This window comes from Candidatus Thermoplasmatota archaeon, from assembly GCA_035541015.1.
GTDB lineage: Archaea > Thermoplasmatota > SW-10-69-26 > JACQPN01 > JAIVGT01 > DATLFM01.
In genome coordinates this window covers 25,680-49,528 of record DATLFM010000096.1, presented here as the reverse complement: position 1 = coordinate 49,528, position 23,849 = coordinate 25,680, and the positions used below count along the sequence as shown (strand labels likewise).

At 68.2% G+C, this 23,849-nt stretch carries 27 protein-coding genes and 2 tRNA genes; 16 read left to right on the top strand and 13 right to left on the bottom strand.

The window, feature by feature from the left end; translation table 11 throughout:
- Nucleotides 1-44: 44 nt before the first annotated feature.
- The 4 genes from VM681_09125 to VM681_09110 all read right to left on the bottom strand — a co-directional run bounded on the left by VM681_09125 (nucleotide 45) and on the right by VM681_09110 (nucleotide 2,056).
- Nucleotides 45-117: transfer RNA gene (locus VM681_09125), tRNA-Gln, on the bottom strand.
- Nucleotides 118-432: 315 nt separating this feature from the next.
- Nucleotides 433-1,281, bottom strand: coding sequence for a hypothetical protein (locus tag VM681_09120; protein ID HVL88145.1), 849 nt, complete (start codon nucleotides 1,279-1,281; stop codon nucleotides 433-435).
- A gap of 32 nt (nucleotides 1,282-1,313) precedes the next feature.
- Nucleotides 1,314-1,871 carry a TlpA disulfide reductase family protein gene (locus tag VM681_09115; GenBank protein ID HVL88144.1) on the bottom strand — a complete coding sequence of 186 codons (558 nt, stop codon included), beginning with the start codon at nucleotides 1,869-1,871 and terminating at the stop codon, nucleotides 1,314-1,316.
- Between the two features lie 47 nt (nucleotides 1,872-1,918).
- A complete protein-coding gene (locus tag VM681_09110; GenBank protein ID HVL88143.1) occupies nucleotides 1,919-2,056 on the bottom strand; it encodes a hypothetical protein in 138 nt (45 codons plus the stop codon).
- A gap of 55 nt (nucleotides 2,057-2,111) precedes the next feature.
- Here VM681_09110 and VM681_09105 point away from each other — a divergent pair, with 55 nt between their 5' ends.
- On the top strand, nucleotides 2,112-2,447 hold the full coding sequence (locus tag VM681_09105; GenBank protein HVL88142.1) for a DUF5611 family protein: 336 nt from the start codon (nucleotides 2,112-2,114) through the stop codon (nucleotides 2,445-2,447).
- Nucleotides 2,448-2,468: 21 nt separating this feature from the next.
- The gene (locus tag VM681_09100; protein HVL88141.1) at nucleotides 2,469-2,981 is read left to right on the top strand and encodes a DUF488 domain-containing protein; all 513 of its coding nucleotides are present in this window, start codon (nucleotides 2,469-2,471) and stop codon (nucleotides 2,979-2,981) included.
- On the opposite strand, the gene VM681_09095 is transcribed toward VM681_09100, so the two are convergent.
- From VM681_09095 to VM681_09085, 3 genes are all read right to left on the bottom strand, one after another.
- Complete coding sequence (locus tag VM681_09095) at nucleotides 2,978-3,223, bottom strand: hypothetical protein (protein HVL88140.1); 246 nt, start codon at nucleotides 3,221-3,223, stop codon at nucleotides 2,978-2,980. The two genes, VM681_09100 and VM681_09095, sit on opposite strands and share 4 nt — an antisense overlap.
- Nucleotides 3,220-4,221, bottom strand: a complete 1,002-nt coding sequence (locus VM681_09090) for a glycosyltransferase (protein ID HVL88139.1) — start codon at nucleotides 4,219-4,221, stop codon at nucleotides 3,220-3,222. The genes VM681_09095 and VM681_09090 overlap by 4 nt, the downstream gene beginning before the upstream one ends.
- Nucleotides 4,222-4,305: 84 nt before the next feature.
- Nucleotides 4,306-4,941 carry an MBL fold metallo-hydrolase gene (locus VM681_09085; GenBank protein ID HVL88138.1) on the bottom strand — a complete coding sequence of 212 codons (636 nt, stop codon included), beginning with the start codon at nucleotides 4,939-4,941 and terminating at the stop codon, nucleotides 4,306-4,308.
- Between VM681_09085 and VM681_09080 the strand changes: the two genes are divergently transcribed.
- Nucleotides 4,940-5,308: a hypothetical protein gene (locus VM681_09080; GenBank protein ID HVL88137.1), complete on the top strand. Its 369-nt coding sequence runs from the start codon at nucleotides 4,940-4,942 to the stop codon at nucleotides 5,306-5,308. The two genes, VM681_09085 and VM681_09080, sit on opposite strands and share 2 nt — an antisense overlap.
- Here the strand turns inward: VM681_09080 and VM681_09075 are convergent.
- Nucleotides 5,305-7,131, bottom strand: coding sequence for a CocE/NonD family hydrolase (locus tag VM681_09075; protein ID HVL88136.1), 1,827 nt, complete (start codon nucleotides 7,129-7,131; stop codon nucleotides 5,305-5,307). The genes VM681_09080 and VM681_09075 overlap by 4 nt on opposite strands.
- 145 nt (nucleotides 7,132-7,276) lie before the next feature.
- On the opposite strand from VM681_09075, the gene VM681_09070 reads away from it, so the two are divergent.
- Nucleotides 7,277-8,353, top strand: coding sequence for a DUF373 family protein (locus tag VM681_09070; protein ID HVL88135.1), 1,077 nt, complete (start codon nucleotides 7,277-7,279; stop codon nucleotides 8,351-8,353).
- 6 nt (nucleotides 8,354-8,359) lie between these two features.
- Nucleotides 8,360-9,028: a 6-hydroxymethylpterin diphosphokinase MptE-like protein gene (locus VM681_09065; GenBank protein ID HVL88134.1), complete on the top strand. Its 669-nt coding sequence runs from the start codon at nucleotides 8,360-8,362 to the stop codon at nucleotides 9,026-9,028.
- Here VM681_09065 and cutA read toward each other — a convergent pair.
- A complete protein-coding gene (cutA, locus tag VM681_09060; GenBank protein ID HVL88133.1) occupies nucleotides 8,946-9,398 on the bottom strand; it encodes a divalent-cation tolerance protein CutA in 453 nt (150 codons plus the stop codon). The two genes, VM681_09065 and cutA, sit on opposite strands and share 83 nt — an antisense overlap.
- Before the next feature lie 84 nt (nucleotides 9,399-9,482).
- Here cutA and VM681_09055 point away from each other — a divergent pair, with 84 nt between their 5' ends.
- The 6 genes from VM681_09055 to VM681_09030 all read left to right on the top strand — a co-directional run bounded on the left by VM681_09055 (nucleotide 9,483) and on the right by VM681_09030 (nucleotide 13,909).
- On the top strand, nucleotides 9,483-10,982 hold the full coding sequence (locus VM681_09055; protein ID HVL88132.1) for a site-2 protease family protein: 1,500 nt from the start codon (nucleotides 9,483-9,485) through the stop codon (nucleotides 10,980-10,982).
- A 52-nt stretch (nucleotides 10,983-11,034) separates the two neighbouring features.
- Nucleotides 11,035-11,430, top strand: coding sequence for a hypothetical protein (locus tag VM681_09050; protein ID HVL88131.1), 396 nt, complete (start codon nucleotides 11,035-11,037; stop codon nucleotides 11,428-11,430).
- Nucleotides 11,431-11,472: 42 nt separating this feature from the next.
- Complete coding sequence (locus VM681_09045) at nucleotides 11,473-12,186, top strand: RNA methyltransferase (GenBank protein HVL88130.1); 714 nt, start codon at nucleotides 11,473-11,475, stop codon at nucleotides 12,184-12,186.
- Nucleotides 12,183-13,370 (top strand): PQQ-dependent sugar dehydrogenase, encoded by a 1,188-nt coding sequence (locus tag VM681_09040; protein HVL88129.1) that lies wholly within the window; start codon nucleotides 12,183-12,185, stop codon nucleotides 13,368-13,370. The genes VM681_09045 and VM681_09040 overlap by 4 nt, the downstream gene beginning before the upstream one ends.
- A gap of 92 nt (nucleotides 13,371-13,462) precedes the next feature.
- Nucleotides 13,463-13,597: a hypothetical protein gene (locus VM681_09035; GenBank protein HVL88128.1), complete on the top strand. Its 135-nt coding sequence runs from the start codon at nucleotides 13,463-13,465 to the stop codon at nucleotides 13,595-13,597.
- Nucleotides 13,598-13,774: 177 nt separating this feature from the next.
- Nucleotides 13,775-13,909 (top strand): hypothetical protein, encoded by a 135-nt coding sequence (locus VM681_09030; GenBank protein ID HVL88127.1) that lies wholly within the window; start codon nucleotides 13,775-13,777, stop codon nucleotides 13,907-13,909.
- 83 nt (nucleotides 13,910-13,992) lie between these two features.
- Here VM681_09030 and VM681_09025 read toward each other — a convergent pair whose 3' ends face one another.
- Nucleotides 13,993-14,874 carry a hypothetical protein gene (locus VM681_09025; GenBank protein HVL88126.1) on the bottom strand — a complete coding sequence of 294 codons (882 nt, stop codon included), beginning with the start codon at nucleotides 14,872-14,874 and terminating at the stop codon, nucleotides 13,993-13,995.
- A gap of 276 nt (nucleotides 14,875-15,150) precedes the next feature.
- On the opposite strand from VM681_09025, the gene VM681_09020 reads away from it, so the two are divergent.
- The gene (locus tag VM681_09020; GenBank protein ID HVL88125.1) at nucleotides 15,151-16,122 is read left to right on the top strand and encodes an MBL fold metallo-hydrolase; all 972 of its coding nucleotides are present in this window, start codon (nucleotides 15,151-15,153) and stop codon (nucleotides 16,120-16,122) included.
- A gap of 81 nt (nucleotides 16,123-16,203) precedes the next feature.
- Here VM681_09020 and VM681_09015 read toward each other — a convergent pair whose 3' ends face one another.
- A complete protein-coding gene (locus tag VM681_09015) occupies nucleotides 16,204-16,590 on the bottom strand; it encodes a VOC family protein (GenBank protein HVL88124.1) in 387 nt (128 codons plus the stop codon).
- 277 nt (nucleotides 16,591-16,867) lie between these two features.
- Between VM681_09015 and VM681_09010 the strand changes: the two genes are divergently transcribed.
- A tRNA-Leu gene (locus tag VM681_09010) sits at nucleotides 16,868-16,954 on the top strand.
- A 279-nt stretch (nucleotides 16,955-17,233) separates the two neighbouring features.
- Nucleotides 17,234-17,959, top strand: a complete 726-nt coding sequence (locus VM681_09005) for a hypothetical protein (GenBank protein HVL88123.1) — start codon at nucleotides 17,234-17,236, stop codon at nucleotides 17,957-17,959.
- On the opposite strand, the gene VM681_09000 is transcribed toward VM681_09005, so the two are convergent.
- Together VM681_09000 and proS are read right to left on the bottom strand one after the other, a co-directional pair.
- A complete protein-coding gene (locus VM681_09000; GenBank protein HVL88122.1) occupies nucleotides 17,956-18,624 on the bottom strand; it encodes a hypothetical protein in 669 nt (222 codons plus the stop codon). The genes VM681_09005 and VM681_09000 overlap by 4 nt on opposite strands.
- Before the next feature lie 217 nt (nucleotides 18,625-18,841).
- A complete protein-coding gene (gene proS, locus VM681_08995; GenBank protein HVL88121.1) occupies nucleotides 18,842-20,332 on the bottom strand; it encodes a proline--tRNA ligase in 1,491 nt (496 codons plus the stop codon).
- 150 nt (nucleotides 20,333-20,482) lie between these two features.
- Between proS and VM681_08990 the strand changes: the two genes are divergently transcribed.
- Nucleotides 20,483-22,543, top strand: coding sequence for a CARDB domain-containing protein (locus VM681_08990; protein ID HVL88120.1), 2,061 nt, complete (start codon nucleotides 20,483-20,485; stop codon nucleotides 22,541-22,543).
- A gap of 4 nt (nucleotides 22,544-22,547) precedes the next feature.
- Nucleotides 22,548-23,822 carry a histidine--tRNA ligase gene (gene hisS, locus VM681_08985; protein HVL88119.1) on the top strand — a complete coding sequence of 425 codons (1,275 nt, stop codon included), beginning with the start codon at nucleotides 22,548-22,550 and terminating at the stop codon, nucleotides 23,820-23,822.
- The last annotated feature ends 27 nt before the right edge of the window (nucleotides 23,823-23,849 follow it).

Sequence of the window (23,849 nt, the reverse complement as noted above, 5' to 3'; positions counted from 1 at the left end):
GTATTCTGCAAGTGTACGATCCGGGGTTCAAGACCCCGGTTCTATAGCCCCGTCAGGATTCGAACCTGAGTCGCGGGATCCAAAGTCCCGCATGATTGGCCGCTACACCACGGGGCTAGCGAAGCTAGCCACGGGCGCCGGGGAATCCGACCGCAGGGCGGATTCCACGAGCGCCACGGGGCTGGCGACTCGCGACTAGCCCCGCACCCGTTCGTCCCTTTTTCAGCCTTTTGACCATGCGCGGGCGGCGTCCTCTGGGCCTCAAACGACCTTCGACGGCTCGTGCGGGTGGGCGTACCGGTCGTGGTCCTCGTATTCGCGGGCGGTCGTGAATTCGATGCCGCAGGCGGTGCAGCGGGGCATAGGGCAAGGTCACGTCCCTCGTGTCAACGTGGTTCAGGGACATTTCTCGGTGGCGGTCGCCGACGAGGCCTACGGCGGCCGGAGGACCGTCCACCAGTACCACAGAATGTAGGCTCCCGCGGCGATCAGGATGGCGCCCGTCGCTCGCTTGACGTGGGGCAGGACTAGGAGCATGCGCTCGCGCGTGAGTCCGCGCGAGGTGGCGACGGAGACGCTTGCCACGACAAGGAGGCTTCCCTTGCCAAGCGCGTAGGCGGCAAAGCCGGCGAGGCTTCCGAGGAAGTCGCCGACGACAAGGGGCGAGAGGAGGACGAAGGCGAAGAGGGGGAAGTTGCAGCCGAAGCTGACGAGGCCGTAGCCTGCGCCAAAGGCAAAGAAGCTCGCGTCGGTGCGCGTCGCGGGAGCGCGGAAGGGGATCGCAAGCGAGAAGTCCTTGCCGGCGAGCGAGAGGATTCCAAGGGCGACGAGCGCGATCGCGACGACGGCCACGAGCACGCCAAGCGTGGCGGCGTTGAGGAGGCCGGGCACGGCGGAGGCGGGAAGGCCGATGAGGAGGAAGACGGAGAGGAGGCCGGCGGTCGTGACAAGCCCGATCCGGAGGCCCCGGCGCGCCTCGGCGCCGACGAGCGCGTAGCCGGAAAGCACGAGGAGGGCGACGCCGGCGAGCACGGCTGCCGCGTCGACGGGCGACAGCTCGCGAACGCCCGTGGCGCGGTCGACGATCGCAAGGGCGCCGACGACAAGAAGCGCGGCGCCTGCGAGCGCGGCAAGCGCGGCGTAGGCGCGAAGCATGGGAATCTGCGCCCGCGCGGCGGCGAGGGGAGCAGCGGGCGCCGGAAGGTCGCGGCCGAGGAAGAATCCGAGGTACGCGGGCAGCATGGCCACGGTGCACGGCGCGAAGAAGGCGAGGAGGCCCACGGCGAAGGCTTGCAGGAGGAAGACGGGGTCGGTCAGGCCGTCTGCCCCCCGATGCGTTGGAGCTCGCGTTCGAGCGTCTCGTCGGACACGACGCCGCCGTCCTTGCGGAACTGGATGACTCCGTTTGCGTCGACGATCACGACCGTGGGCAGGCCCACGGGCCGGTACGCGGTCCCGACAGCCGAGTCGAGGTCCTGTGCGAAATGCCAGCCCGCGCGGTATTCCTGCGCGAACGCGCGGACCTCGTCGTCGTTTCTCGCGCCAAGGCCCGGGAAAGTTGCGGCGAGGTCGACGCTCATCATCACGACGCCCTCTCCGGATTGGGCGTTGCCGCCGCCGTGGCGGTCGGCGAAGCGGACGAAGTAGGGCATCTGCTCGCGGCACGGCGGGCAGTTCACGCCCATGAGGTCGAGGACGACGACGCGGCCGCGAAGCTCCGAGAGCCTCAGCGCGTTTCCCTGCACGTCCACGACGGAGACCTCGGGCGCCGTCTTGCCGACGAAGGGCGAGGAAGGATTCGGCGGGCTCGTGCAGCCCGAGACGGCAAGGGCCGCAAGGAGCAAGGCGAGCGTCGCCAGGAACCGGATCACGCCTTTGGCCTACGCGCTTGTGCTATATCGCGCTTGCGCGGATCGCGTCAGATCCTCGATCCCAGGCAGCGGGCGCAGCCGCCGGCGGGTCCGACGGCGTGCGCCTGGCACACGATCGAGCCGCAAAGGCGGCAGCTCGTGGTGGCGGGCCGGCTGCAGACGACGCAAAGGCCGGGAACGACCATGGGACGGCTCCGTCATCCTTTTTAGTCCCGCGGGGATTTGAACCCTGCGGTCCCCATGCGTGAATACGAGATCAAGCGCGGCCACTACAAGACGATCGAGGGCGACGAACTGCGCAAGGTCATGGAGGAGGCCTTCGGCACCGTGACGCAGGACGGCGATGGGTACCTCACGGCAACCTTCGGCGCCATCAAGCGGATTCGCGTGAAGGTCCTCGCGAAGGACAAGATCGCCATCGATTCCGAGACGGACCGCGAGGCGAGCACCGACGTGGCGCGTCAGACGATGACCGTGTGGAACCAGTTCCTCGAGCGCGTGACGGGCTTCAATGCCAAGCAGAGAAGCCAGCGCTTGCAGAAGGCCGCGAAGGCGGCCGAAGTTCCCGAGGCGTGAGGCCGAACGCGGCTTTTCACGATCGGTCACTCGAACCAGGATCTCGCCCGTTTCCTCGAAACCCTCGGGGCGCACGGGGTCCGCCTCCTCGTGGACGTCCGCACGGTTCCCGCCTCACGCCGGGTCCCGTGGGCAAGCGGCGACGCCCTGTCGGTGACCTTGGCCGAGCACGGCATCGCGTACGAGCACGCGCCCGCCTTGGGCGGCCTACGGAAGCCCAAGCCCGGCTCGCGCAACACGGCGCTTCGAAGCGGCATGTTCCGCGCCTACGCGGACCACATGGCAACACCGGAGTTCCAAGCCGCGCTTTCCCATCTTCTTTCCAAAGCCGCGCAGTCGCCCACCGTGGTCATGTGCGCCGAGGCCGTCCCGTGGCGCTGCCACCGCAATCTCCTGGCCGACGCCGCCGTGGCGCGCGGGGCAGACGTCGTCCATCTGCTTGGACCCGATTCGATCAAGCCGCACGAGCTTTCGAAGCTCGCCCGCGTGGTGGCTGGCGTGCCTACGTATCCTGGCGAGGAGCCCCTCTTCTAGCGCGTGGGCGCCCCGTCGGGGATCCTGCACCGCACCTTCGTGACCTCCACGATGGCGCGCTCGATCCGCCGGCAGTCGCGCGCCCAGGACGCAAGCGCGGCGTCCCAACCGTCGCGCGGCGCGCCGACGCGCTCGGCCGCCTGGGGCATGCGCTCGGAGAGGCGGGTCACGGTGCGCGCAAGGCGCGCGTCGAGGTCGGGGAAGCGGTCGATGGCGGACAGGAGAGGATCGGGCGCCTTCATGCGCGCACGTTCGTGCGCTTCTCGGATTTGAGGGGTCGCGCAGGTCCCTCCGGGACCTGCCGCCGCGCGGCCAGACCCGTTCGGGCCACGTCGGCGAGGCCCACCCACGTGCCGGCCCCGCGCGCGAGGCTCTTCAGGGCGAAGTGGGCGGCCAGGTGCGCGACGCGCCCTCTCGCGTACGCGTTGCGGCGACGGACCATGAGCGCGCGCCGGAGGGCCCAGCCGCCCCACAGGACGGCGCCGGCGGGCGCGCCCACGACCGAGCCCAGAAGGGCGAGGCTTGCGGCGTGGTACAGGGCGCCGCCCAGGAACTCCCGCGCGCTCCGGCGGCCCGGGCCGTTGGCGCCGCGCGCCCGGCGAAGCAGGACGGGGACGTCGTTGCGCGCGTACCAGAACTGCTTCCGAAGGAAGGAGGAGTACCCCTCGTTCTCCGGCGGGTCGTGCTCCACCACGGCCTCCGGACAATAGACGAGGTCGTGGCCCATGGCCATGACGCGCCAGGCGAGGTCCCAGTCCTCCGCGCAGCGCAGCGAGGGATCGAACCCTCCGACCTCGCGGAAGACGTCCGCGTGGTAGGCGACGTTGCTCGTGATGTACCCCCGGTAGAACGCCGTCGTCTCGAGGTCCTCGGCGCGCCCGGCAAAGCCGCGAGCCGAGTGACGCAACGCCCCGCCCACGCCGCCCACGCCCGGCTCCGAGGCGCGGTCGAGCAAGGTCCGAAGCCACCCCGGCCGCGGCACGCAGTCGCCGTCCGTGAACGCCAACACGTGCCCGCGCGCCCGACGGGCGCCCAGGTTGCGCGAGGCCGAGACGCCAAGGCCGGGCGCGTGGACGACCGTCGCTTCGCTGCACCGCAAGGCGGCCAGGCAGCCGTCCGTGCTGCCGCCGTCCACGACGAGGATTTCGAACTTCGCGCCCTCCTGGCGGGCGACCGCCTCCACGCAGCGGGCAAGCCGCGGTCCCTCGTTCAGTACGGGGATGATGACCGTGGCTTCCATCAGCCGCACTGCGACGCGGGCGCGAAAATAGGATGAGGGACGCCCCGTAGCGCGCGCGGACGATTCCAAGGTCCGTCCCGGCGCTCAGCCGGGCGACAGCACGAAGCGGACGAACTCGGATTGCGTCATGCGCGCCATCGTGTAGTTGGTTCGTTTTTCGTGGCCGATCGTGCTCTGCGGCGTGGGGCCGTAGTCGTGCCCGGGCAGCACGACCGTCTCGTCCGGAAGCTTGCCGAGCACGTTGTGGAGCGTGTTCCACATGGCCGCGGGGTCGCTTCCGGGAAGGTCGCACCGGCCGCAGTTGCCCACGAAGAGCACGTCGCCCGTGAACACGTGGCCCACGCCCGCCGGGTCGTGGACGAGCCAACTCGTGCTGCCTGGCGTGTGGCCGGGGCAGTGGAGCGCCTTCACGTCGAGGCTGCCCACGCGCACGATCTCGCCGTCGCGCACGGAAACGTCCTTCTCGTCGATGTCGGCCGCCTCGTGGGCCACGACCTTTGCCCCCGTGAGCTTGCGCGCGACGGCGTCGTCCTGCACGTGGTCGAAGTGCTCGTGCGTGTTGAAGACGTGCGTCACCTCGTAGCCAAGCGTGCGCGCGAGGCTCACCGGCACGCTTGCGTCGAAGCTCGGGTCGACGATGGCCGCCTCCTTCGTCTGCGGGTCGCCCACGAGGTAGGTGAAGTTCTGCATGCGGCCCACGATGCGGCGCTCAAGGAGCATGCGCGAGGGAGGCCGCGCGGCGCGCTTGAAGCTTGCCGGCGAAGCCTTCAAGCCTGCGATGAACATTCATCGCACGATGGCCGCCGGCTTCGTCCTCGTCTACGGGCACCCGCCCGCCGCCTCGCGCACCTCCATGAACCGCCTCCAGCGCGCGCTCTTTGGCTGGACGGACCGCGGCCGCGAGCGCCCGGGCCTTCTTGCGGGCAAGCCCCACCTTCTCCTGCGCCGCAACGTGCTCTTGCTTCCGGCCGACCTTGCGCCCCGCGTGGAGGAGGTTGCGAAGGAGCACGGCGCGTGGGTGTGGAAGAAGGCGGTCGCGCTCTCGCCCGGCGAGCTGTCGAAGGTCCCGCCCGTGTCGGGACCCTAGGCCTTCGTCGCGTGGTAGGCGTCCTTGCGCTCGGGATCGTAGCAAGGCAAGCTCTTCTGGTAGACGCCGCAGGCGGTGAACAGCACCGTCTCGGGTCCGCGCGCGACAAGCGGAAGCTGGAGGCTCGAGGGGCGCTCGTCGTCCTCGAAGATCGTGAGGACGTTGCGCGTGGGCTCGGGCATGAAGAACCGCCCGTCCGTGCCGGCGAGCACGAGCGCGGGCACGCGCCCGGCGGCAAAGACGTAGTCGCGCGGCTGCAGCTCGAAGACCGCGCGCACGGCTTCCCCCGGCGTGAGGGGCTCGCCGCGGGCAAGCCCGTTGCGGTGGAGGAGGTTCATGGCGCCGTACGCGACGAGGTCGCACTCGTGGCTTCCGGTCGCGGGGCAGTCGAGGAGCAAGGCGACGATCTGGCCGCGGGGACCGTTGGACTTGACGTGGATCTCGAGCACGGCCGGTCCGGCGACGTGCGCGGCGTGCGTCAGGGGCTCGCCGTAGTAGACGACGTAGTTTGGCAGGGGCGCTTGCACGGGCCGGGCGCGGCCAAGGTGCCATTCGGGGTTGCCGTCGTCGACGAAGCGCGAGAAGGTTCCCTGCGCGGCGGGGTCGGCGACGAGCCGGCCCTCGGCCAAGCGGAACAGGAGCGGCTGCGCGTCGGCGGGGGGCCACGTTTCCTCGCGGCGCCAGTTGCCTTGCGAGTCTTGGACTACGATGCCAAGCTCGTTCTCGATTCCGTTGTCGATGCCAAGGAGCCACCGGTCGAACCAGCGGTGGAGCGCAAGGTACATGTCCTCGCGGCCGGCCCACGTGGCGTTCGCGTAGTCGTGGCGCCACTGCCCAAGCCACACCATCTTCGGGCCGGGGAGGTCGTTCACGTACGGGAAGGCGTTGTCCGGGCGCACGTTTGCGTCGAGGAACCCCTGCATGAAGAAGACGGGGATGGAGAGCGTCTTTGCGCTTTCGCGGAAGTCGCGCTTCTGGTAGTACTCGTTGTAGTCGCCGAGGTTCCCAAGGCCGCCCACGACGTTCTCGGGCGTGCATTGGGCCATGTGCGGCGCCCGCGCGACGGCGTTCGGGACGCGCTCGGGCGTGTGCGTGGGAATGTCTGCGATGCCCGTCAGGACCGTGTAGGCGGCAAGCGCGCCGCCCCAGAATCCGAGGTAGGGCACGCCGTTCATGTAGACGCCGGCGTAGGCGTGCGTGAGCGGCGCCACCGGAACGATCGTCGCCAAGTGCTGCGGATTGCGGCTTGCCGCCATGATCTGCGTCATGCCGTCGTAGCTCTTGCCGATCATGCCCACCTTGCCGTTGCTCCAGGGCTGCGATCCCAGCCAATCGACGGCGGCGGCCGCGCCGGCCACCTCGTTGGGCCCCATGAAGTCCCAGCAGCCCGTCGAGCCCGCGCTTCCCGCGTTCTCGACGGCGGCAAACGCGTAGCCGCGCGGGATCATGTGCTCGAACATCCACTTGTGCACGTAGTGGGACGTGCGGCGGTCTTCGCCGCGCTTGATCGACCCGAAGTACGGGCCCATGTCGACCACGACGGGCGCGGGCGCCTCCGCAAGCGACGCGTCGTCGCCGACAAACGTGGCCGGGTCGGGGCGCCACAGGTCGAGGTGGATCGAGATGCGTCCTTGCGGGCCGTCGACGGGAATGTCGAAGTACTCGTGCAGGTAGCCGCCAAAGAGCACGGGCGCCAGGCGATCGACGAGCGGCAGGTCGGCAGGCGCAAGCGTCCCGTTTTCGGCGGACGGGCCAAGGCAGCCGGAAAGCGAGGCGGCGGGCACGACGACGAACAAGGCAAGCGCGAGGCGCACGGGCGGCACCCGAGCGCCAGGCGTTCTGCGGGATTAAATACGTTCCCGCGACGCTCTCGTCAACCCGAAAGCGCGCGCTTGCCCCTTGCTTGCTTCGTGTCCTGTCTCAGAGCTTATTTATACGGTGCAGGGGAAATCGGGCGCCTGCCCTCCCATGAAGACGCTTGTTCTGTGCATCGACCGCGACAACGACTTTGGCGAGAAGGTGGGAGCCGGCTCGCCCATCATCGGTCGGGAGAACAACCTTCGCGTGGCCACACTCATGGGCATCGCCGACCCCGAGGAGAGCGACACGAACGCCCTCTTTGGGGCCATCAACATCTACGACCAGCTCCGCCGCGAGGGCGTGGACGCCGAGATCGTGACGATCTGCGGCGACAAGCGCGTGGGGCTCACGAGCGACACGGGCATCACCCGCCAGCTCGACGAGGTCCTCTCCCGCATCCAGGCGGACCGGTGCGTCTTTGTCACCGACGGCGCCGAGGACGAGTTCATCCTGCCGCTTGTCACAAGCCGCGTGCGCGTCGAGGCCGTGCGGCGCATCATCGTGAAGCAGAACGCGGACATCGAGGGCACGTTCTACGTCGTCAAGAAGGCCCTCGAGGACGACAAGGTCCGCCGCACGTTTGTCATCCCGTTTGCGCTTGGCCTTGTCGTGTACGGCGCCTTCGCGCTTGCCGGCCAGGCCGACAAGGGAATCGGCGCCATCACCTTCACGATCGGCACGTACTTCATCCTCAAAGCGCTGCACCTCTTCGCCACCGCGCGCGGTTTCGCCTCGCGCGTCGCCTCGGGCCTCCTTTCGGGCGAGCTTGTCGTGTACACGGGCGTCGTGGCGCTCCTTGTCGTCGTGAACGGGCTTCTCAGCACGTTTGCCGGGACGGACTACCGCGGCAACCTGCCGGCGTACGTCGTCACGGTCGCAGCGCAGCTCATCTGGTGGTTCGTGCTCGCGTTCATCATCCACCTCTCGGGCCGCATCATCGATGCCATGCTGAAGGACGAGGACGTCTCGCCCTACTGGCCGCTTCCCTTCTCGGCCATCGCCACGGGCCTCATCGGCTCGGCGATCCTCGCCTCGATGGCGCGGGCGCTCCAAGGCGAGTCGCTGGGCTTGGCCACGATCGAGTTCCTGCAGCTTGTCGCGGGCCTGCTCCTTGCGCTTGCCGGCGCGGCGAGCAACGCGTACCTCAAGTCGTGGAACGCGCGCGCGGGCGTGCCCGCCCGGTGATGGGCCATGGAATGGCCCGCGTGGGAGCCGCTCTACCGCCAGATCGCGCGCGACTTCGGGTACTCGATTCCCGAGGACGAGGCCGCCGCGGCGCGTCTGGACCGCCTGCTCGATGGGTGCCGGCAGCGCGTCGACGTTGGCGCGCTTGCCCGTAGGCTTGGCCAAAAGACGGTCGTCGTGGCCGGTCCGGCCCCGTCCGAAAGCCTCGCTTCGCTCGCCGAGGACCACGTCGTCGTCGCCTGCGACGCCGCCACCACCGCATGCGTCGCGCAGGCCGTCTTCCCGGCCGTCGTCGTGACCGACCTCGACGGGGACGTGCGCGACCAACTCTGGGCCAACGACCGCGGCGCCATCGCGTGCGTGGCCGCGCACGGGGACAACCGCGACGCCTTGGAGCGCTGGGTGCCCGAGTTTGCCGGTCCCGTGCTTGGCACCACGCAAGCGCGTCCGCAAGGAAAGCTCGTCAACGCCGGCGGATTCACCGACGGGGACCGCGCCTGCTTCCTGGCCGCCGCAGCCGGCGCGCGCGAGCTCGTTCTCACGGGGTTCGACTTTTCGCGTCCCGCGCCCAAGGAGGGCAAGGACGCCGAGGTCAAGCGGAGGAAGCTCGCCTGGGCCAAGCGCCTGATCGACGAGTTCGTCGCCCCGCGCGTGCCCGTCCGTTTCGAGCCTTGATGGGCTTCACCGCCTTCGAGAGCGGGGGGCCGCGCGTCTCGCCGCGCACCCAGTCGAGGTAGGCGCCAAGCCCCTCGGCCACGGGAAGCGCCACGAGCGCGGGAACGTCGTACGAGTGCACGCGGCGAAGCTCCTTGGCGACCTCGCGCACGAGGCCCTGCGTGCTCTTCATCACCATCGCGACCTCGGACGCGGACTCGATCTTGCCCTTCCACCAGTAGCGGGACGAGACGGGGAAGGCGTTCACGCAGGCGACCAGGCGCCGCTTGAGAAGGTGCGAGGCGACGCGCCGCGCCTCCGCTTCGCTGGCGGCGACCGTGTACAGAAACAGCACTTCCGAGAGGTCGTCGCGTGGACCGGGAGCGGGCATGCGGCTGCGTAGGAAGGAAGGTCCTATCAAGACTTCGGGCGCACGCGAACCTTTAAACGATGCGGGCGAGTATGCGCTCGCGAGATGGCATCGTTCGACGGGCTGCTGCTGTTCCTGGCGGCCCTGAACCTCTACCTCGTCGTCCTTCTCGTCCTGCGCTTCCGCGGCAAGCTCTCGGGGCCCAACTTCGAGCTTGCGCTTGGAGCGTGCATCCTCTGGCGCACCGAGAAGGGCCTTCGCCTCATGGACCGCCTCGCGCGCGCCAAATCGTTCTGGCGCGTGGCCGGCGACGTGGGCGTCGTGGCGACGATCGTGGCCGGCGCGGGCATCTTCGCGCTTCTCCTCTTCCAGCTTTGGATCTTCGCCACGAACCCCGTGGTGGCCTCGCGCGCGGCCGTGCCGCCCGAGCAGCTCCTCGTGCTTCCCGGGTTGAACCCGCTCATCCCGCTGTGGTACGGCATCCTCGCGCTTGCCGTCGCCCTCATCGTGCACGAATACAGCCACGGCATCCTCGCTCGCGCCCACGACCTCAAGGTGAAGTCGATGGGCCTCATCTTCTTCATCGTGCCCATCGGCGCCTTCGTGGAGCCCGACGACGAGGAGATGGAGCGGGCCCCTACGCGCGTCAAGAACCGCGTCTTTGCCGCGGGCGTCACCTCGAACCTCGTGGTCGCCCTCCTGTGCGCGCTCGTGTTCACCTCCGCGTGGGGGGCGCTTGCGGTCAAGAGCGAAGGTGTGGGCGTCTCCGTCGTGTACCCGGGCTCGCCCGCGGAGGAGGCGGGCCTCCGGAGCGGCAGCGTGCTCACGCACGTCGACGCGCGGCCCGTCGCGAACACGATCGAGTTCAGCCGGCGGCTCGAGGGAAAGAACGTGTACGACACGATCGGCCTTCGCATCCTCCAGCCCGACGGGCGCGTCGTCGAGCGCGAGGTCCACCTCGTCGACCGCTACGGCTACTTCGCCGCGCACTTCCCGCAAGCCAACAACCAGAGCTACTTTGGCCGCCCGTGGCTTGGCGTGGGCACGCTCAACCTCACCTCGCAGGGCGGCTACCCCGTCGTGTGCGACCGGTGCCCGCCGCCCTCGATGCAGGACCTGATCCAGCTCCAGACGCAGCCGCTTGCCGGCGGATGGAACAGCTTTGGCTTCTTCATCGGCCTTCCCTTCGCCGGCCTGTCCCCATTCCCCGACGACCTCGCAACGTTCTACGCCGTGAAGGACGGGCCCTTCTCGGCGCTTGGCGTCGGAGGAACCCTCGTGCTCGCCAACGCCATGTACTGGATCTTCTGGCTCAACCTCATGGTGGGCACCTTCAACGCGCTTCCAGCCGGGCCGCTCGACGGCGGCCAGATGTACCGGACGAGCGTTCGAGGCATCCTGCGCCGGATCCTCGGCGTGCCGGGCGACCGGATCGTGGTCGAGCGCCTCGACGACCGCAGCCTGCGCGTGCGGGGACTCGACGCGCAGACGCAGGAGAAGCTCGATCGCGTCGAGCGGACGGCGCGCCGCATCACGTGGACGACGGGGCTTCTCATCCTGGGCCTCATCCTCGTCCCGCTGCTGCTGCCCCACCTCGCCCGCTAGGCGCCGGGCGTTCAGAAAGGTTTAAACTCGCCTTCCTTTCTCCCGGCCTTCGATGTCCTTCGGCTACAAGTTCTTCAAGAACTACATGCTCCCCTTCAGCGGGAGCTTCTTCTTCGTCTTCCTGGGCTTGCTGCTCTTCTCGCTGTTTGGCGCGGGGCTTGCGCCGGAGGCCTTCGCGTCGTACATCGCCGCCGTGCGCGAGTGGAACCTCCTGCTCATGCCCGTGTCGGGCTTCGTCGCGCTCGTCGCCTGCTACTACTTCGTCGAGCAGGTGTACCTTCGGCGCAAGTTCGCAAAGACGCTGCGCGTCGAGAAGAAGAGCGATGTGCTCGCCATCCGCAAGGAGGCCGAGGAGATCGCGCGCCGCCTTCCCGATTCCTACAAGAAGCGCATCGATCCCGCGCTCGAAGGCGTCGCCACGTCCTCGCGGAGCAAGCGCGGACTCTGACCCGACGGCAGCCTTAATTCGTCGCCGACCTTCTTTGCCGCCGTGCCCGAGTTCGTCGTCGTCCTCGTCGATCCCAAGGTCGAGGGCAACGTGGGGGCGGTCGCCCGCGCCATGGCCAACTTCGGGCTCTCGCGGCTCACGCTCGTGAACCCGCCTCCGCTTGGCGACAAGGCCCGCGAGCGCGCGCTCCACGCCTGGCCCCTGATCGAGAAGGCGCGCGTCGCGCGCTCGCTCGACGAGGCGCTCGACGAGATCGACTACGCCGTGGGAACGGCAAGCGATGTCGCGCGCAACGAGAAGCGCCAGCTTCGCGCTCCCACGCCGCTTCGCGACTTCGCCGCGCCCGTCTGGAACGTGAAGGGCACCGTCGGGCTCCTGTTCGGCCGGGAGGACTTTGGCCTCGTGAACGCCGAGATCGAGCGTTGCGACGTCGTCGTGAAGATCCCGACGAGCCCCGACTATCCCAGCATGAACCTGAGCCACGCGGCCGCGATCGTCTTCTACGAGCTCTTCTCGCAGCGGTACGAGCCGCGGGGATACCGCCTCGCAAGCCGCCAGGAAACGGACGTCCTGCTTGCGCAGTGGGACCGCCTCGTGCGGGCGCTTGCGCTTCCCGAGCACCGCGTCAAGATCGCCAACGTCACCTTCCGCCGGCTGCTGGGCCGCGCCATGCTCGGCAAGTGGGAGTTCCATCGCCTCATGGGCGTCGTGAAGGGCGCGGCCAAGAAGATCGAATCGCAGGAGGCGCGAAGGTGACGCGAGCGACGGCGCTTGCCGTCGTCCTTGCGCTTTCCGGCTGCCTGGGCCCGCCCCCCGGCTCTCCGCCGCCGGGCGGTCCCGGGCCGGACCCGGAGGCGGGCTTCGAGCTCGTCCGCGTCGCCACGGGCCTCTCGTCACCCATCCAGATCGTCTCGCCCCACGACGGCACCGGCCGCCTCTTCGTCGTGGAGCAGGGCGGCCTCGTCAAGATCCTCGCCGAAGGGCGCGTGGGGGCGCGGCCGTTCCTCGACCTTCGCGACAAGGTCCGAAGCGGCGGCGAACAGGGGCTTCTTTCGATCGCGTTCGATCCGGACTTTGCGCGCAACCGCCGCTTCTTTGCAAGCTACACGGACGCGCGCGGCGACACGGCGATCGAGCGTTTCCTCGTCCGCGCGGACGATCCGGACCGCGCCGACGCCGCAAGCGGCCGCGTGATCCTCTCGGTCGATCAGCCCTTTGCCAACCACAACGGCGGGCTTGTCCTCTTTGGCCCCGACGGCATGCTGTACGCGGGCCTGGGCGACGGCGGAAGCGGCGGCGACCCGCAAGGGCATGGACAGAATCCCGCCACGCTCCTTGGCTCGATCCTGCGGCTTGACGTCTCGGGCGCTTCGTACGAGGTTCCCCGCGACAACCCCTTCGTGGGCCGCTCGGGATTCGCGGGCGAGGTCTGGGCCTTGGGGCTTCGCAACCCGTGGCGCTTCTCGTTCGACCGGCAAACCGGCGACGCCTGGATCGCCGACGTCGGCCAGGACCGGACGGAGGAGGTGAACCACGTCCCCGCCGCCTCGGCCGCCGGGCGAAACTACGGCTGGAACGTCTGGGAGGGAACCACGCGCCACCGCTCCGGCGAGACCGCCACGGAGGCGACCTTCCCCGTGTTCACCTACCCGCTGCGCCAGGCCGGCACGTGCGCCGTCACGGGAGGGTACGTCTACCGGGGCGCGCAGGTTCCCGCGCTGCGCGGCGTGTACCTCTTCGCCGACTATTGCACCGGCACCGTGTGGGGCCTTCGCGGCGTGGGCGGAGAATGGCGCGGCGAGCCCATCCTCCGCACGCAGCTTCGCATCACGTCCTTTGGCGAGGACGAGGCCGGCGAGCTCTACGTGGTCGACCACGGCGGCTCCCTCCACCGCTTCGAGGCCGGCTCCACGAAGCTTCCCTCGGCGCTCCTCCGGTAGCAACCCGTTGTCGTCGCCGCGCAACCTTTCGGTTGCCCCCCTCAAAGAGTCCGACCACTCTGCTTATCTCGCACGAAGGCCAACGGGCATCCATGGAAGGAGCGGACCTCTGCTGCACGCAATGCGGCGTCCTCGTGGCGCGCAACGTGGGCTCGGCGGCTCCGATCCTCCAATGCTGGTCTTGCCGGTTCGCAGGACTGGTACGCGCCACGCAGACCCACCTGTAGGGCGCGACGACAAACCCCCGAAGCCTCCCCGCCGGCTTTCCCTCCCGTGAGCCGGCGGGACTCCTTCTTCCCTCCCCGTTCGAACCTCCCCTCCTTGCCCCGTACAACCATCCGGTTGCCGCGCGGACCAAGGACGACGATGGCGTTTCATATCCTCGCGCATGCCATGGGATTACCATGGAAGCTGCGAACGTGCAATGCCTGCACTGCGGGCGGATCCTCGCGACCGCCCCCGTGGCCACGGTGGTCGTGGCCTGCTGGACCTGCCGGTTCGCGGGCCTCGTCGGCGGCCCGGCGCCGCTTCCCGCCTGACGCCAACGGCCGCCGGTCGTCCTGCCTTCGAGGACCGGCGGCTGCCTCCCTCTCCCCGCCCTTTTCGACAGCCCTTGGATGGCCTAGTTCGGAGCTACGAACTGGCAATTGAGCCGTGGAATCAAATCCCACTGGCACTCGTCGAGCGGCGCGTAAGGCGGATTCAGGCACGACACCTGCCCGTAGTCCGCCGGCGCCTGCCGCACGAACACGCGCCACGAGCGCCAGGAGGGACTTTCCGTGGGCGGCGGCGTCTCGCCGAGCACGCCGGCGAAGGCCACTTGGATCGCCAGGATGTTGAGCGTGCTTACGCAGTGCACGCGATTGGGGTCGTGCTGGTAGCTCATGATGTCCGTGGCGGGAAACTTCTTCGCTTTGAAGTCGCCGGCGTCGCCGACGTGCCCGATGCCAAGGCAGTGCCCGAACTCGTGCGCGTTGAGATCGTACATCCCGTTCTGGTACATCATCCAGTTCGTGTTGACGACAAAGCAGACGTTCTCCGTCGAGTCGCGGCACGAGGACGCCCGGAACACGGCCCACGGCGAGCCCTCGTGCTGGTGGGCGCCTGCAAGCGCCCGCTCGAAGGCCGCCGGGAGGGAATACGGGGACTCGCCAAACGCAAACTCGCAGACGAAGAAGTCCCACGGGATGCCGATGCCAAGCACGCCCGGCTCCGTGGACAGAAGCACGATCACCTCGGGATCGGCCACGTGGTCGATCGTGGGCGTGGCCACGTCGCCGATCGTGAACGTGTTGAGGACCACGCGGCCCGACAGCCAGCCGCCGATCTCGTCGATGCCGTCCTGCCACGCCTGCACGCTCTGCTTCACGGCCTCGACGCGGTACGTAACCAACGGGTGAATCGGCGGAACGATGACGACGTCGAGCGTCGACTCGTCCCACGTGAAAAGGACCACCTCGTGGTAGTCGTCGTCGTTGAAGAACCCGGACGCCGCGGGCGCCAAGAGCAACGAAAACACCGCGCACAAGACCAACGGACGGAACCCAGCCATCGCTCGCATGCCACTCCCGGCGCCCCAGTGGGCGTCGGGGGACAAGAACCTTGTCGCGAGATCGTAGAGGAACCGGCCCCGCGGGGGTTCCGCGCGAGGGTGCCTTACCGCAGAATGGCGGGAGCCACCGGGGAGGTGGGGTCGAGGATCGCGGAGAGGGGCACGACCTTGTTGGCCGGGAAGCCCCGGACGGTTTATCCGGCCGCGGACCGTTGACCGCCGATCCGCATGACCGAACTCCATGCCGTTGACAGCGTCGAGATACGGATCCTCGTGGACAACGCGACCGACGGTCTCTCGACGGTCCCGCCACACGCGCAGACGGAATTTGCCGGACTGGCGCGCCGCGGCGGGCTTGCGCTTGCGGGCGAGAACCTCTGCCACGCCTCGCACGGCTTCTCCTGTCTTGTAACGGCCACGCGCGGCACCGCCAAGCGGACGGTGCTCTTCGACGCCGGACCGGACGAGGAGAGCTTCCGCCGCAACGTCGCGCGCTTGGATGCCGACATGGGCGCCGTCGACGCGGTCGTGCTCTCCCATGGGCATTGGGATCACGCGGGAGGACTGCTTGCCGCGCTTGAACTCATCCGCAAGCGCAACGGCGGAGCCGACGTCCCCCTCCACGCGCACGACGGGATGTTCGTCGCGCGCGGCCTGGAAACCCCGCGCGTGTTCCTCCGCTTCGGCGAGGTCCCAAGCCCCGACTCGTTGGAGCGCCACGGCGCGCGGCGGGACGCGACGGAGACGCGGCACACGCTCCTTGACGGCACGTTCGAACTCAGCGGCGAAATTCCCCGCAACACGCCGTTCGAACGTGGGTTCCCGGGCCATCAGCGCCAGGCGGCCGACGGAAGCTGGGAGCCCGACCCGCTGCTCCTGGACGAGCGAGCCCTCTGGCTGCGCGTCGCGGGCAAGGGGCTTGTCGTCTTCACCGCCTGCTCACACGCGGGCGTCGTGAACGTCCTGCAGCACGCGCGCGCCCTGCATCCGGATGTCCCGATCCACGCCGTCATCGGGGGCTTCCACCTCGCGGGGGGCACCGAATCGATCATCGAGCCGACCGTCAACGCGATGCGGCAGCTCGACCTGCGCGTGGTCGCCCCGGGCCACTGCACCGGATGGAGGGCGATGGGCGCGCTCGCGCAGGCGCTCGGCCCGGCCGTCGACCCGATCGCGGTGGGTAAGCGCTACATCTTTTGAAGCGTGGGCACCAACGTATGAGCGGCGGAGCTTGGGTGCTCGACTCCGACGCCTAGGCGCCCTCCGGTTCGGCGCGCCTTCCTACTGCCGCGCCGTCGCGTCCTGCCAGAGCCCCAAGACGTTCCCCTCGGGGTCCTGAAAGTACGCTGTGAAGCCCATGTCCGCCACGGGCGTCTTCTCCATCGCGATCTTTCCGCCTTCCTGCACGATGCGCGGCAGCGTCGCGTCGATGCTTTTCACCTTGATCACGACGTTCGTGCGCTGCTGCGCGCTCTGGCGCTTCATCATGCCCCCGTTGATCGCGCCCGGCGTCGTGGGCCGCTGGTCGGCCCCGACGGGCGTCGTGTTCGCAAGCGTGTAATCCATGCCGGGAACGTCGTTTAGCTGCCACCCGAACAGGCTGGCGTAGAACTTCTTGGCGCGTTCGACGTTGTCGGCTGGGATCTCGAAGTGCACGACGGGGTCCATGCGGAGAAGCCTCCGGCGGCGGCATGGCGCTTGTTGGGCATGAACCCGCGCCGGGGGATGGGCGAAAGAAGCCTTACTGCGCATATGCGCAGGAATCACGGCGGGCTCGCGCCCAGATCAAAGAGCGGACCCGCCGAAAAACCGGCGGGTCCCCGTCGCTTGGTCGGGACCTCCGGAGATCCGGAGGCTAGCACTCGTCCGACAGTTTCGGATGGCTCGTCCGGAATCTTAAGACTTGTGACTGGCTCTCGAAACCTGCGGGCAGAGCGCGCCCGCTGCCGCCGTCGCTTAGATCGGAAATAGCGCTCGTTCGAGAAGCGAGTTGCCATTCGTGGCTTCGCCGGTTCAAATCCGGCCGGCGGCGCTAATGCGTCCTCGCCACCCTTAGCACGTGTTTCCCCGCCGCGCCGCACGTGACGCACGCGCCGCGCGGGGGATGTCTACAGCCTCTTGCAGATGGAAGAGATCAGGCGGAGACAGTTTGGGGCCTACGGCGCATAGATGCGACGTCCGAAGAGAATAAGAAAGATACGGGGCCGGCGGAAGGATTGGTCCCGTTCGAATTCCGGGACCATCGCGGTCATCGGGAATCCCAGTAGGCGACGGGAACAGCCAAATGTGAGGTCTGCAATTAGAAGAAGAATTGATCGAAAAAGATCGTTTGATGCGCAAACTCGTTGACGAACGGTACACGCAGCCGCAACTTGCTGCGGCGCTGTTGTGGTATGATCTCACGGTCCATGGCAAGTCCGAGCATCGAATTGCGGACTTGTGCAGAGAACTTTCGGACCTTGGGCTTTCCCGACCGAATCCTACGCGACTCTTTGACCAATTATTTGCTCAAGGATGGGCTGTTAGGGGATCTACCCCACGCGGGATCAAACTCGACCTACGTCGCCGAAGTGAACTTGATGAACGATTGGCGCCGCTGCTCGCAAAGAAACCGAAACCGATCGGCCCGGGAATCCTTCCCATCGAGTGGGCCGACGGACAAACCGGCGCGTTACGGTTCCTATTCGCCCAAATCAATGGTTGTTATGAACTGGGGTATTATGATGCCGCGGCGGTCCTGATGCGTCGACTCTTGGAGTCGCTCATTATCAAGGCGTTCCTCGTGGCAAATAGGGAAGTCGAGGTCAAGCGTGGAAAAGTTTTCTTGCCATTGGAAGACCTGATTGTTTTGGCCGCATCTATCGTGCATAATCGAAATGCCCGGCGCACTATGGACGCCGTAAAAAAGACGGGGGATCTAGCGGCCCATCATATTTCATATCAAACGATGGCGGTTGACATTGAGAGGACCGCGGCCGACCTTCGGCCGCTGGTCCATGAACTGATTCAGTTTATCGAAGAGCGGTCTCGATCCTAGAGACTTTCTTCACCGGTGTCATCGTCGCCACTCTCGTCGGAGGAATCAGAGGTGGATTCGCCGTTCTTTCGCGGAGAGCTTCGGCCACGCCCCGGTTTCCACGAGCCACTTACGTTCGGGTCGAGAATCTGTTTGATAAACTCGTCCGCCTCGCTCTGGGCGGGTTTGTCAAGCCAAAGAAGATCGCGACCCTCACGGTGCAGACCACGGTCGCTGGCCAGCGACTGGCGGATGCCGCCGCTCAGCAGGCGCCACTCCCTCAGGGCTGGGACCACAGTCTCTTTTGACGAGACCGTCTCAGAACCGGTGAGAAGCTGGCTGGCACGAATGGTGACGTACGCAATGCGCTTCGCCGCCTCCGAGGCGCTCGACGCCTTTGGGTCTCGGATCGTCAGGGCAAGTTTCCCCTCGCCGTCGACAACAGCGATGCCGGGGATCTCCTTTCGACCGTCGGCCTCCAGAACCAGAGGGCCGCCACCGTTGCTCGTAACTTTCGGCCGAGACTCTTGGCCGGAAATCGCCACGGCCGGTTTGGCTCCAAAGCGGTCGGCCAAAAATTCCGCAAACATCAGCTCCATTACGCGCAACTGGAGCGGCGCAGGAAACAGACTTACGGCGTTCGCGATGCTCGGCAACTCAGCCTTTAGGCTGTCATACTTTTCCATGCTATTCCTCTCCTACAAAACAGAAGGGTTCTGGGCGAACCCCATGCTGTTAAGTGCAAACTACGGGAATGCGGTGCAGCAATATTTTTCTTGCAGGGGCGCTTCCGGTGCATCACCTGGACGCGTCGTTCGCTCTGGATCTCTTGAGTCCTGATAGGGGAATGTGTCCATTGTCCCGAACTATCACCGCGTGATCTGGTGCGGCCCTTCAAGGATCCTAGTACGTCCTCGCCACCCTTAGCACGTGCTTCCCCGCCGTGCCGCACGTCACGCACGCGCCGCGTGGGGGCATCTCCTCGACGAACGTGAGCTTGCCTTGCGTAAACTCGGGCCGGACGGGAACGCCGAGGATGGCTTTCTCGGTCTTCGTTTCGAGGTCGAGCCCGCACGATTCCTTTCCGCACCAGTTGACGAGCGCGACGCCTTCGGCGCGCTTGGCGTCGGCCGCGTCCTTGGCCCACGTCTCGTGTCCCTTGGCGATGCCTTGCGCGCGGGCGTAGAGTTCCGTTTGGACCTTGGCGAGCACGTCGCCTACGGCGGCGGAAAGCTGCGGGCGCTTGGCCGTGGTCTTCTCCTTCGTGTCGCGCCGGACGAGGACGGCTTCGCCCTTCTCGACGTCGCGGGGTCCGATCTCGACGCGTAGCGGCACGCCGCGGAGCTCCCAGTGGTAGTACTTGTTGCCGGCCGTGAGGTCGCGCTCGTCCACGTGCGCGCGGATGCCGGCGGCGGCAAGCTCGCGCGCGGCCGTGTGGCAGCTCTCGAGCACGGGGCCTTCCTTGCCCTTGAACAGGATGGGCACGATCACGGCCTGGACGGGGGCGAGCTGCGGCGGGAGGAGGAGGCCGAGGTCGTCGCCGTGCACGCCGACGATGGCGCCAAGGAGGCGCTCGCTCATGCCGTAGGTCGTCTGGTGCGCGTGGAGGCGCTCGCCGCCGGGCGTCTCGTAGCGGATGTCGTAGGGTTTGGCGAAGTTGTCGCCGTACTGGTGGATCGTGGCGACCTGCAAGGTCCGGTAGGCGCCGATCTGCGCGTCGCGGGGCATGAGGACGTCGGCTCCGATCGAGTAGCGCGCGCCGGGGAACTTGTCCCAGTCGGGGCGGCGGTTGAGCGCGTAGGGCAGGCACAGCTTCTCGGCGAGTCGTGACCAGATCGCGAGGTCCTCTGCGATCTGCGCCTCGGCGTCCTCGTAGGTCGCGTGGACGGTGTGGGCCTCGAAGAAGTGGATCTCGCGGACGCGGATGAACGAGCGCGTCTGCTTCGTCTCGTAGCGCCACGTGTTGACGATCTGGTACGTCTTGAGGGGAAGGTCGGCGTGCGAGCGGACCCACAGCGAGAAGATGGGGTACATGGCCGTCTCGCTCGTGGGGCGCAGGAGGAGCTTCACGTCGAGGTCGTTGTTGCCGCCGCGCGTGACCCAGTACACGTTGGAGCCGAAGCCCTTGATCTGGTCGGCCTCCTTCTGGAACTCCGTCTCGGGAACGAGCGCGGGGAAGCGGACCTCCTGGTGGCCGGTGGCGGTCATCTGGGCGTGGATCTCGCGGTCCACCGCGTTCATGAGCGCAAGGCCGTAGGGCCGCCACACGTCCATGCCCTTCACGGGGTAGCGCTTGTCGATGAGCTCGGCGCGCTCGACGAGGTCGTTGTACCATTCGGAGAAGTTCTCCGCCTTGGACACGGGCGCGTCCTTGGCCTTTTGCGCCTCGGGCATGGGATTTCGGGCCTCCGGAGTTCGTGCATAGGGAAAAAGCTTGGGGACATGCCAAGCGCGAGGCGCTCGGGCGCCGCCGGGCGCGCGGTGGCGATCGGCGTTCCAGACCACAAAAACTATTACCGCTTCCCTTGTCTTGACCGCCCGTTGGTGGAACCGGTGTCGCGCAAGACCGGATCGTTTGTCGCGTCGCTGCTCGTTCCGGCGCTCCTCTTCGTCGCCCTCGCGCCGTCGGCGTCGGCCTACGACGGGCCCACGACCTTCTATCTTCTGTCCGGCGAGACCCAGTTCGCCGGGATCTCCGGCCGCAACATGTCGGCCCAGGTGCCCACGACGGCCGATTCCACGCGCGTTCCCCTGTCCGTGGAGAACCGGACGCTCTGGGTCGCGCCTCCGTTCGAGGACATCCAGCGCCTGCGCGGGGGCGCCAACGCTTCCGTGTGGTTCCAGGCGCAAGCCCAGCAACCCTTTCCCGCGACGGCGCAGCGGGAGATCGAGGCGATGCTGCAGCACGTCACGGCCGACGGCGTCGTGACGGACCTCGGCACGAACCGCTCGCTCGTGTCGTTTGCGTTCCACGCCATCTGCGTGCCGGTGGGAGGCTCGTGCGTCTCGCTGCCCACGCGCGGCCGCTTCGACTTTGGCGAGTTCACGGGCCTGCGCATGGAACGCGGCGACACGATCGTGCTCGCGCTGCGGGACACGGGCGTCGAGCTCCAGCCGGGCGTCGAGAACCAGGTTCCCCCGCCCTCGGTTCTCGTGGGCGGCACGAACTTCCCCTCGGTCCTCAACGTCACGCTCGACCTCATCCCGCCCGGCCGCGTGCAGATCGAAGCCGTGGGCGGATCCTCGCGGACTACGCGCGCGGGCGAGGCGGCCTCCTTCACCGTGCGCGTCGTGAACCTCCAGGTCGAGCCGGACCGGGCAAACCTCGCGCTTGCCACGACGGGCTCGGGCTGGACGGCCGCGGCCGACCCGCCGGCGATCGAGCTTGCCTCCGTGGGGGCCGGCACGGCCACGATCCGCGTCACGCCGCCAAGGGGCGCGCAGGCGGGAACGTCCTCGACCACGACCGTCTTGGTGCAGACGATCAACGGCGGCACGGCGCAGCTGTCGCTCGTGACGACCGTGCAAAGCCCCATCGCCAACCCGGTGGACACCGACGGCGACGGGTTTGCCGACGACGTGGAGGAGGCCAACTGCTCGGATCCCTTCCGGGCCGACAGCACGCCCAACACGGACGACGACGGCGACCGCTACTCGAACGCGCTCGAATGCCGCGAGGGGACGAACCCGCTGAGCGCGGCAAGCCGCCCCATCGGGACGCCCGACGTGCCCGGCGAGGAGGACGGCGACGGCGGAAACGGCGGCGGCAACCGCGGCACGGGCTCTTCCCTTGGCCCCCTGGGCCGCGCGCTCTCGCCGTACCTTCCCCCGAGCCTTCGCGCAAGCGCCGACCTCCTTGGCCTTCTGCTGATCGGCGGCATCCTTGCGATCGTCGTTCTGCTCGCGTTCCTCGCCTCGCGCCGCCAGCCGTTCCGCGTGCGGCTGTTCCCCGCGCGCCCGCGGACGAGCCCCGGCCGCGCCGCTTCGATCACGATCCAGCTCACCAACCGCCACAACCACTCCGACGTGCTCGACCTCACGCTCGCGCCGCTTCCGCCCACCTGGCGAGCGGTGCTGGCGGCCCGCGAGGTGGCGCTCGAGCCGCGCCAGACGCGCGAGGTGGGCCTCCTCGTGCAGCCTCCGGCCGACTGGAGCGCGCCCTCGCAGCAGTTCGTTGGGCTTGCGATCGCCGCCCGCTCGCGCCCGGCGAAGGTCGCAAACGTGGAGGCGTCCGTCGAGGTCGTCGCGGCCGGCGCGGCTCCCGCCGCGCGCCCGTCGCTGCCTGAGGTCGAGGACGCGGAGTCGCCGCTGGGGCTTGCCGAGGCGCCCGAAGCCGCCGCGCCCGGGCCTCCGGCCAAGTACGTCGTGGCAAGCGTCGTCCACGAACCCTCGCGTCCCGTCGTCGGCTCGCCCGTCACGACGACCGTGACCGTCCGCAACCAAGGCGGGAACGAGGGCGCCACGCTCGTGCGTTTGTTCCTCAACGACAGCCTCCTCGACGAGAAGCGCGTCTCCTGCGCGCCCGGCGAGGTCGCCACCGCGCAGTTCCAGTGGACGCCCGTCGACGCGCGCAACGCCGTGCGCGTCGTGCTCGCGGCACCGTGAGTCCATGCCCGAGTTCTCCCGGCCGCGCGGCACGCGCGACTTCGGGCCTGCGGAGATGGAGCGCCGACGCGCCGCCGAAGTCCAGCTTCGGGAGATCATGCGCCGCTTCGGCTATCGCGAGGTCGCGACGCCCGCCTTCGAGAACCTCGAGCTCTTCACGGCAAAGTCCGGCGAGGGCGTCCTGCGCCAGCTCTACCACTTCCAGGACAAGGGTGGACGCGATCTCACGCTTCGGCCGGAGCTCACGGCGCCCGCGCTGCGTTACTACGTGGCCGAGCACCAGAACGCGCCCAAGCCCGTGAAGTGGTTCTACTTTGGAAACTGCTTCCGCTACGAGGAGCCCCAGAGCGGGCGCTACCGCGAGTTCTGGCAGATGGGCTGCGAGCTCATCGGTCCGCAGACACCGGAGGCCGTCGCGGAGGTCGTCGCGCTCGCGTCCGCGTGCTTTGCGTCGCTGGGCCTCGAGAACGTCGAGCTTCGCGTGGGCCACGTCGGTCTCGTCAAGTCGCTCCTTGCGGGCCTTCCGCTCAACGACGCCGACCGCGGCGAGGCGCACCGCCGCATCGACAAGAAGGACGCCGCGCTGGATTCCTTCCTCGAAGCAAAGGGCGTGGGCAAGAAGGAGCGCGAGGCGATCGTGACCGTGGCCACGACCGTGGGCGAGGCTGCCACGATCGAACGGGCCCGCGGCGTCCTCGCCGGCTTCCCGGCCGCCATGACCGCCCTCTCCGAGCTCGCCGACGTGGCGAGCCTCCTTCCGGCTTTTGGCGTCCCCACGTTCCTCGTCGACCTTGGCGTCGTCCGCGGGCTCGACTACTACACGGGCGTCGTCTTCGAGTTCCACAGCCCGGACCTTGGCGCCGAGAGCCAGGTGTGCGGTGGCGGCGCCTACGCGCTTGCCGAGCTCTTCGGCGGCCAGCCCGTCGGCAGCATCGGCTTTGGGCTCGGCTTCGACCGCTCGCTCGTGGCCCTCGAACGCGCCGGACGCGCGGCCGCGCCGGCACCCAAGCTTTCGGCCTTTGTCGTCCCCATCGGCGAGAAGGCCCGCGCGGAGGGCTTCCGCCTCGCCTCGCGGCTTCGCGCCGCGGGGCTTGCCGTGGACGTGGATCTCATGCGCCGCGGGCCGTCGAAGTCGCTCGACTACGCAAACGCGGTGGGCGCAAAGAGCGTCGTGCTCCTTGGCGAGAAGGAGCTGTCGCGGGGCGTGGCGACGGTGAAGGACATGCAAAGCGGCGAGCAGCGCGAGGTGCCGCTCGACGCGATCGCAGGCGCGCTCTGAATTCCTGCGCACGTGCGCAGGAACGGC

Bases quoted from the DNA above. Each gene is read 5' to 3' on its own strand.
- VM681_09030 (HVL88127.1), top strand. From the start codon at position 13,775: ATGGAAGCTGCGAACGTGCAATGCCTGCACTGCGGGCGGATCCTCGCG.
- VM681_09070 (HVL88135.1), top strand. From the start codon at position 7,277: ATGAAGACGCTTGTTCTGTGCATCGACCGCGACAACGACTTTGGCGAG.
- VM681_09015 (HVL88124.1), bottom strand. From the start codon at position 16,590: ATGGACCCCGTCGTGCACTTCGAGATCCCAGCCGACAACGTCGAACGC.
- VM681_09065 (HVL88134.1), top strand. From the start codon at position 8,360: ATGGAATGGCCCGCGTGGGAGCCGCTCTACCGCCAGATCGCGCGCGAC.
- VM681_09105 (HVL88142.1), top strand. From the start codon at position 2,112: ATGCGTGAATACGAGATCAAGCGCGGCCACTACAAGACGATCGAGGGC.
- VM681_09085 (HVL88138.1), bottom strand. From the start codon at position 4,941: ATGCTCCTTGAGCGCCGCATCGTGGGCCGCATGCAGAACTTCACCTAC.
- proS (HVL88121.1), bottom strand. From the start codon at position 20,332: ATGCCCGAGGCGCAAAAGGCCAAGGACGCGCCCGTGTCCAAGGCGGAG.
- VM681_09080 (HVL88137.1), top strand. From the start codon at position 4,940: ATGCGCGAGGGAGGCCGCGCGGCGCGCTTGAAGCTTGCCGGCGAAGCC.
- VM681_09055 (HVL88132.1), top strand. From the start codon at position 9,483: ATGGCATCGTTCGACGGGCTGCTGCTGTTCCTGGCGGCCCTGAACCTC.
- VM681_09050 (HVL88131.1), top strand. From the start codon at position 11,035: ATGTCCTTCGGCTACAAGTTCTTCAAGAACTACATGCTCCCCTTCAGC.
- VM681_09035 (HVL88128.1), top strand. From the start codon at position 13,463: ATGGAAGGAGCGGACCTCTGCTGCACGCAATGCGGCGTCCTCGTGGCG.
- hisS (HVL88119.1), top strand. From the start codon at position 22,548: ATGCCCGAGTTCTCCCGGCCGCGCGGCACGCGCGACTTCGGGCCTGCG.
- cutA (HVL88133.1), bottom strand. From the start codon at position 9,398: ATGCCCGCTCCCGGTCCACGCGACGACCTCTCGGAAGTGCTGTTTCTG.
- VM681_09110 (HVL88143.1), bottom strand. From the start codon at position 2,056: ATGGTCGTTCCCGGCCTTTGCGTCGTCTGCAGCCGGCCCGCCACCACG.
- VM681_09000 (HVL88122.1), bottom strand. From the start codon at position 18,624: ATGGAAAAGTATGACAGCCTAAAGGCTGAGTTGCCGAGCATCGCGAAC.
- VM681_09090 (HVL88139.1), bottom strand. From the start codon at position 4,221: ATGGAAGCCACGGTCATCATCCCCGTACTGAACGAGGGACCGCGGCTT.
- VM681_09095 (HVL88140.1), bottom strand. From the start codon at position 3,223: ATGAAGGCGCCCGATCCTCTCCTGTCCGCCATCGACCGCTTCCCCGAC.
- VM681_09020 (HVL88125.1), top strand. From the start codon at position 15,151: ATGACCGAACTCCATGCCGTTGACAGCGTCGAGATACGGATCCTCGTG.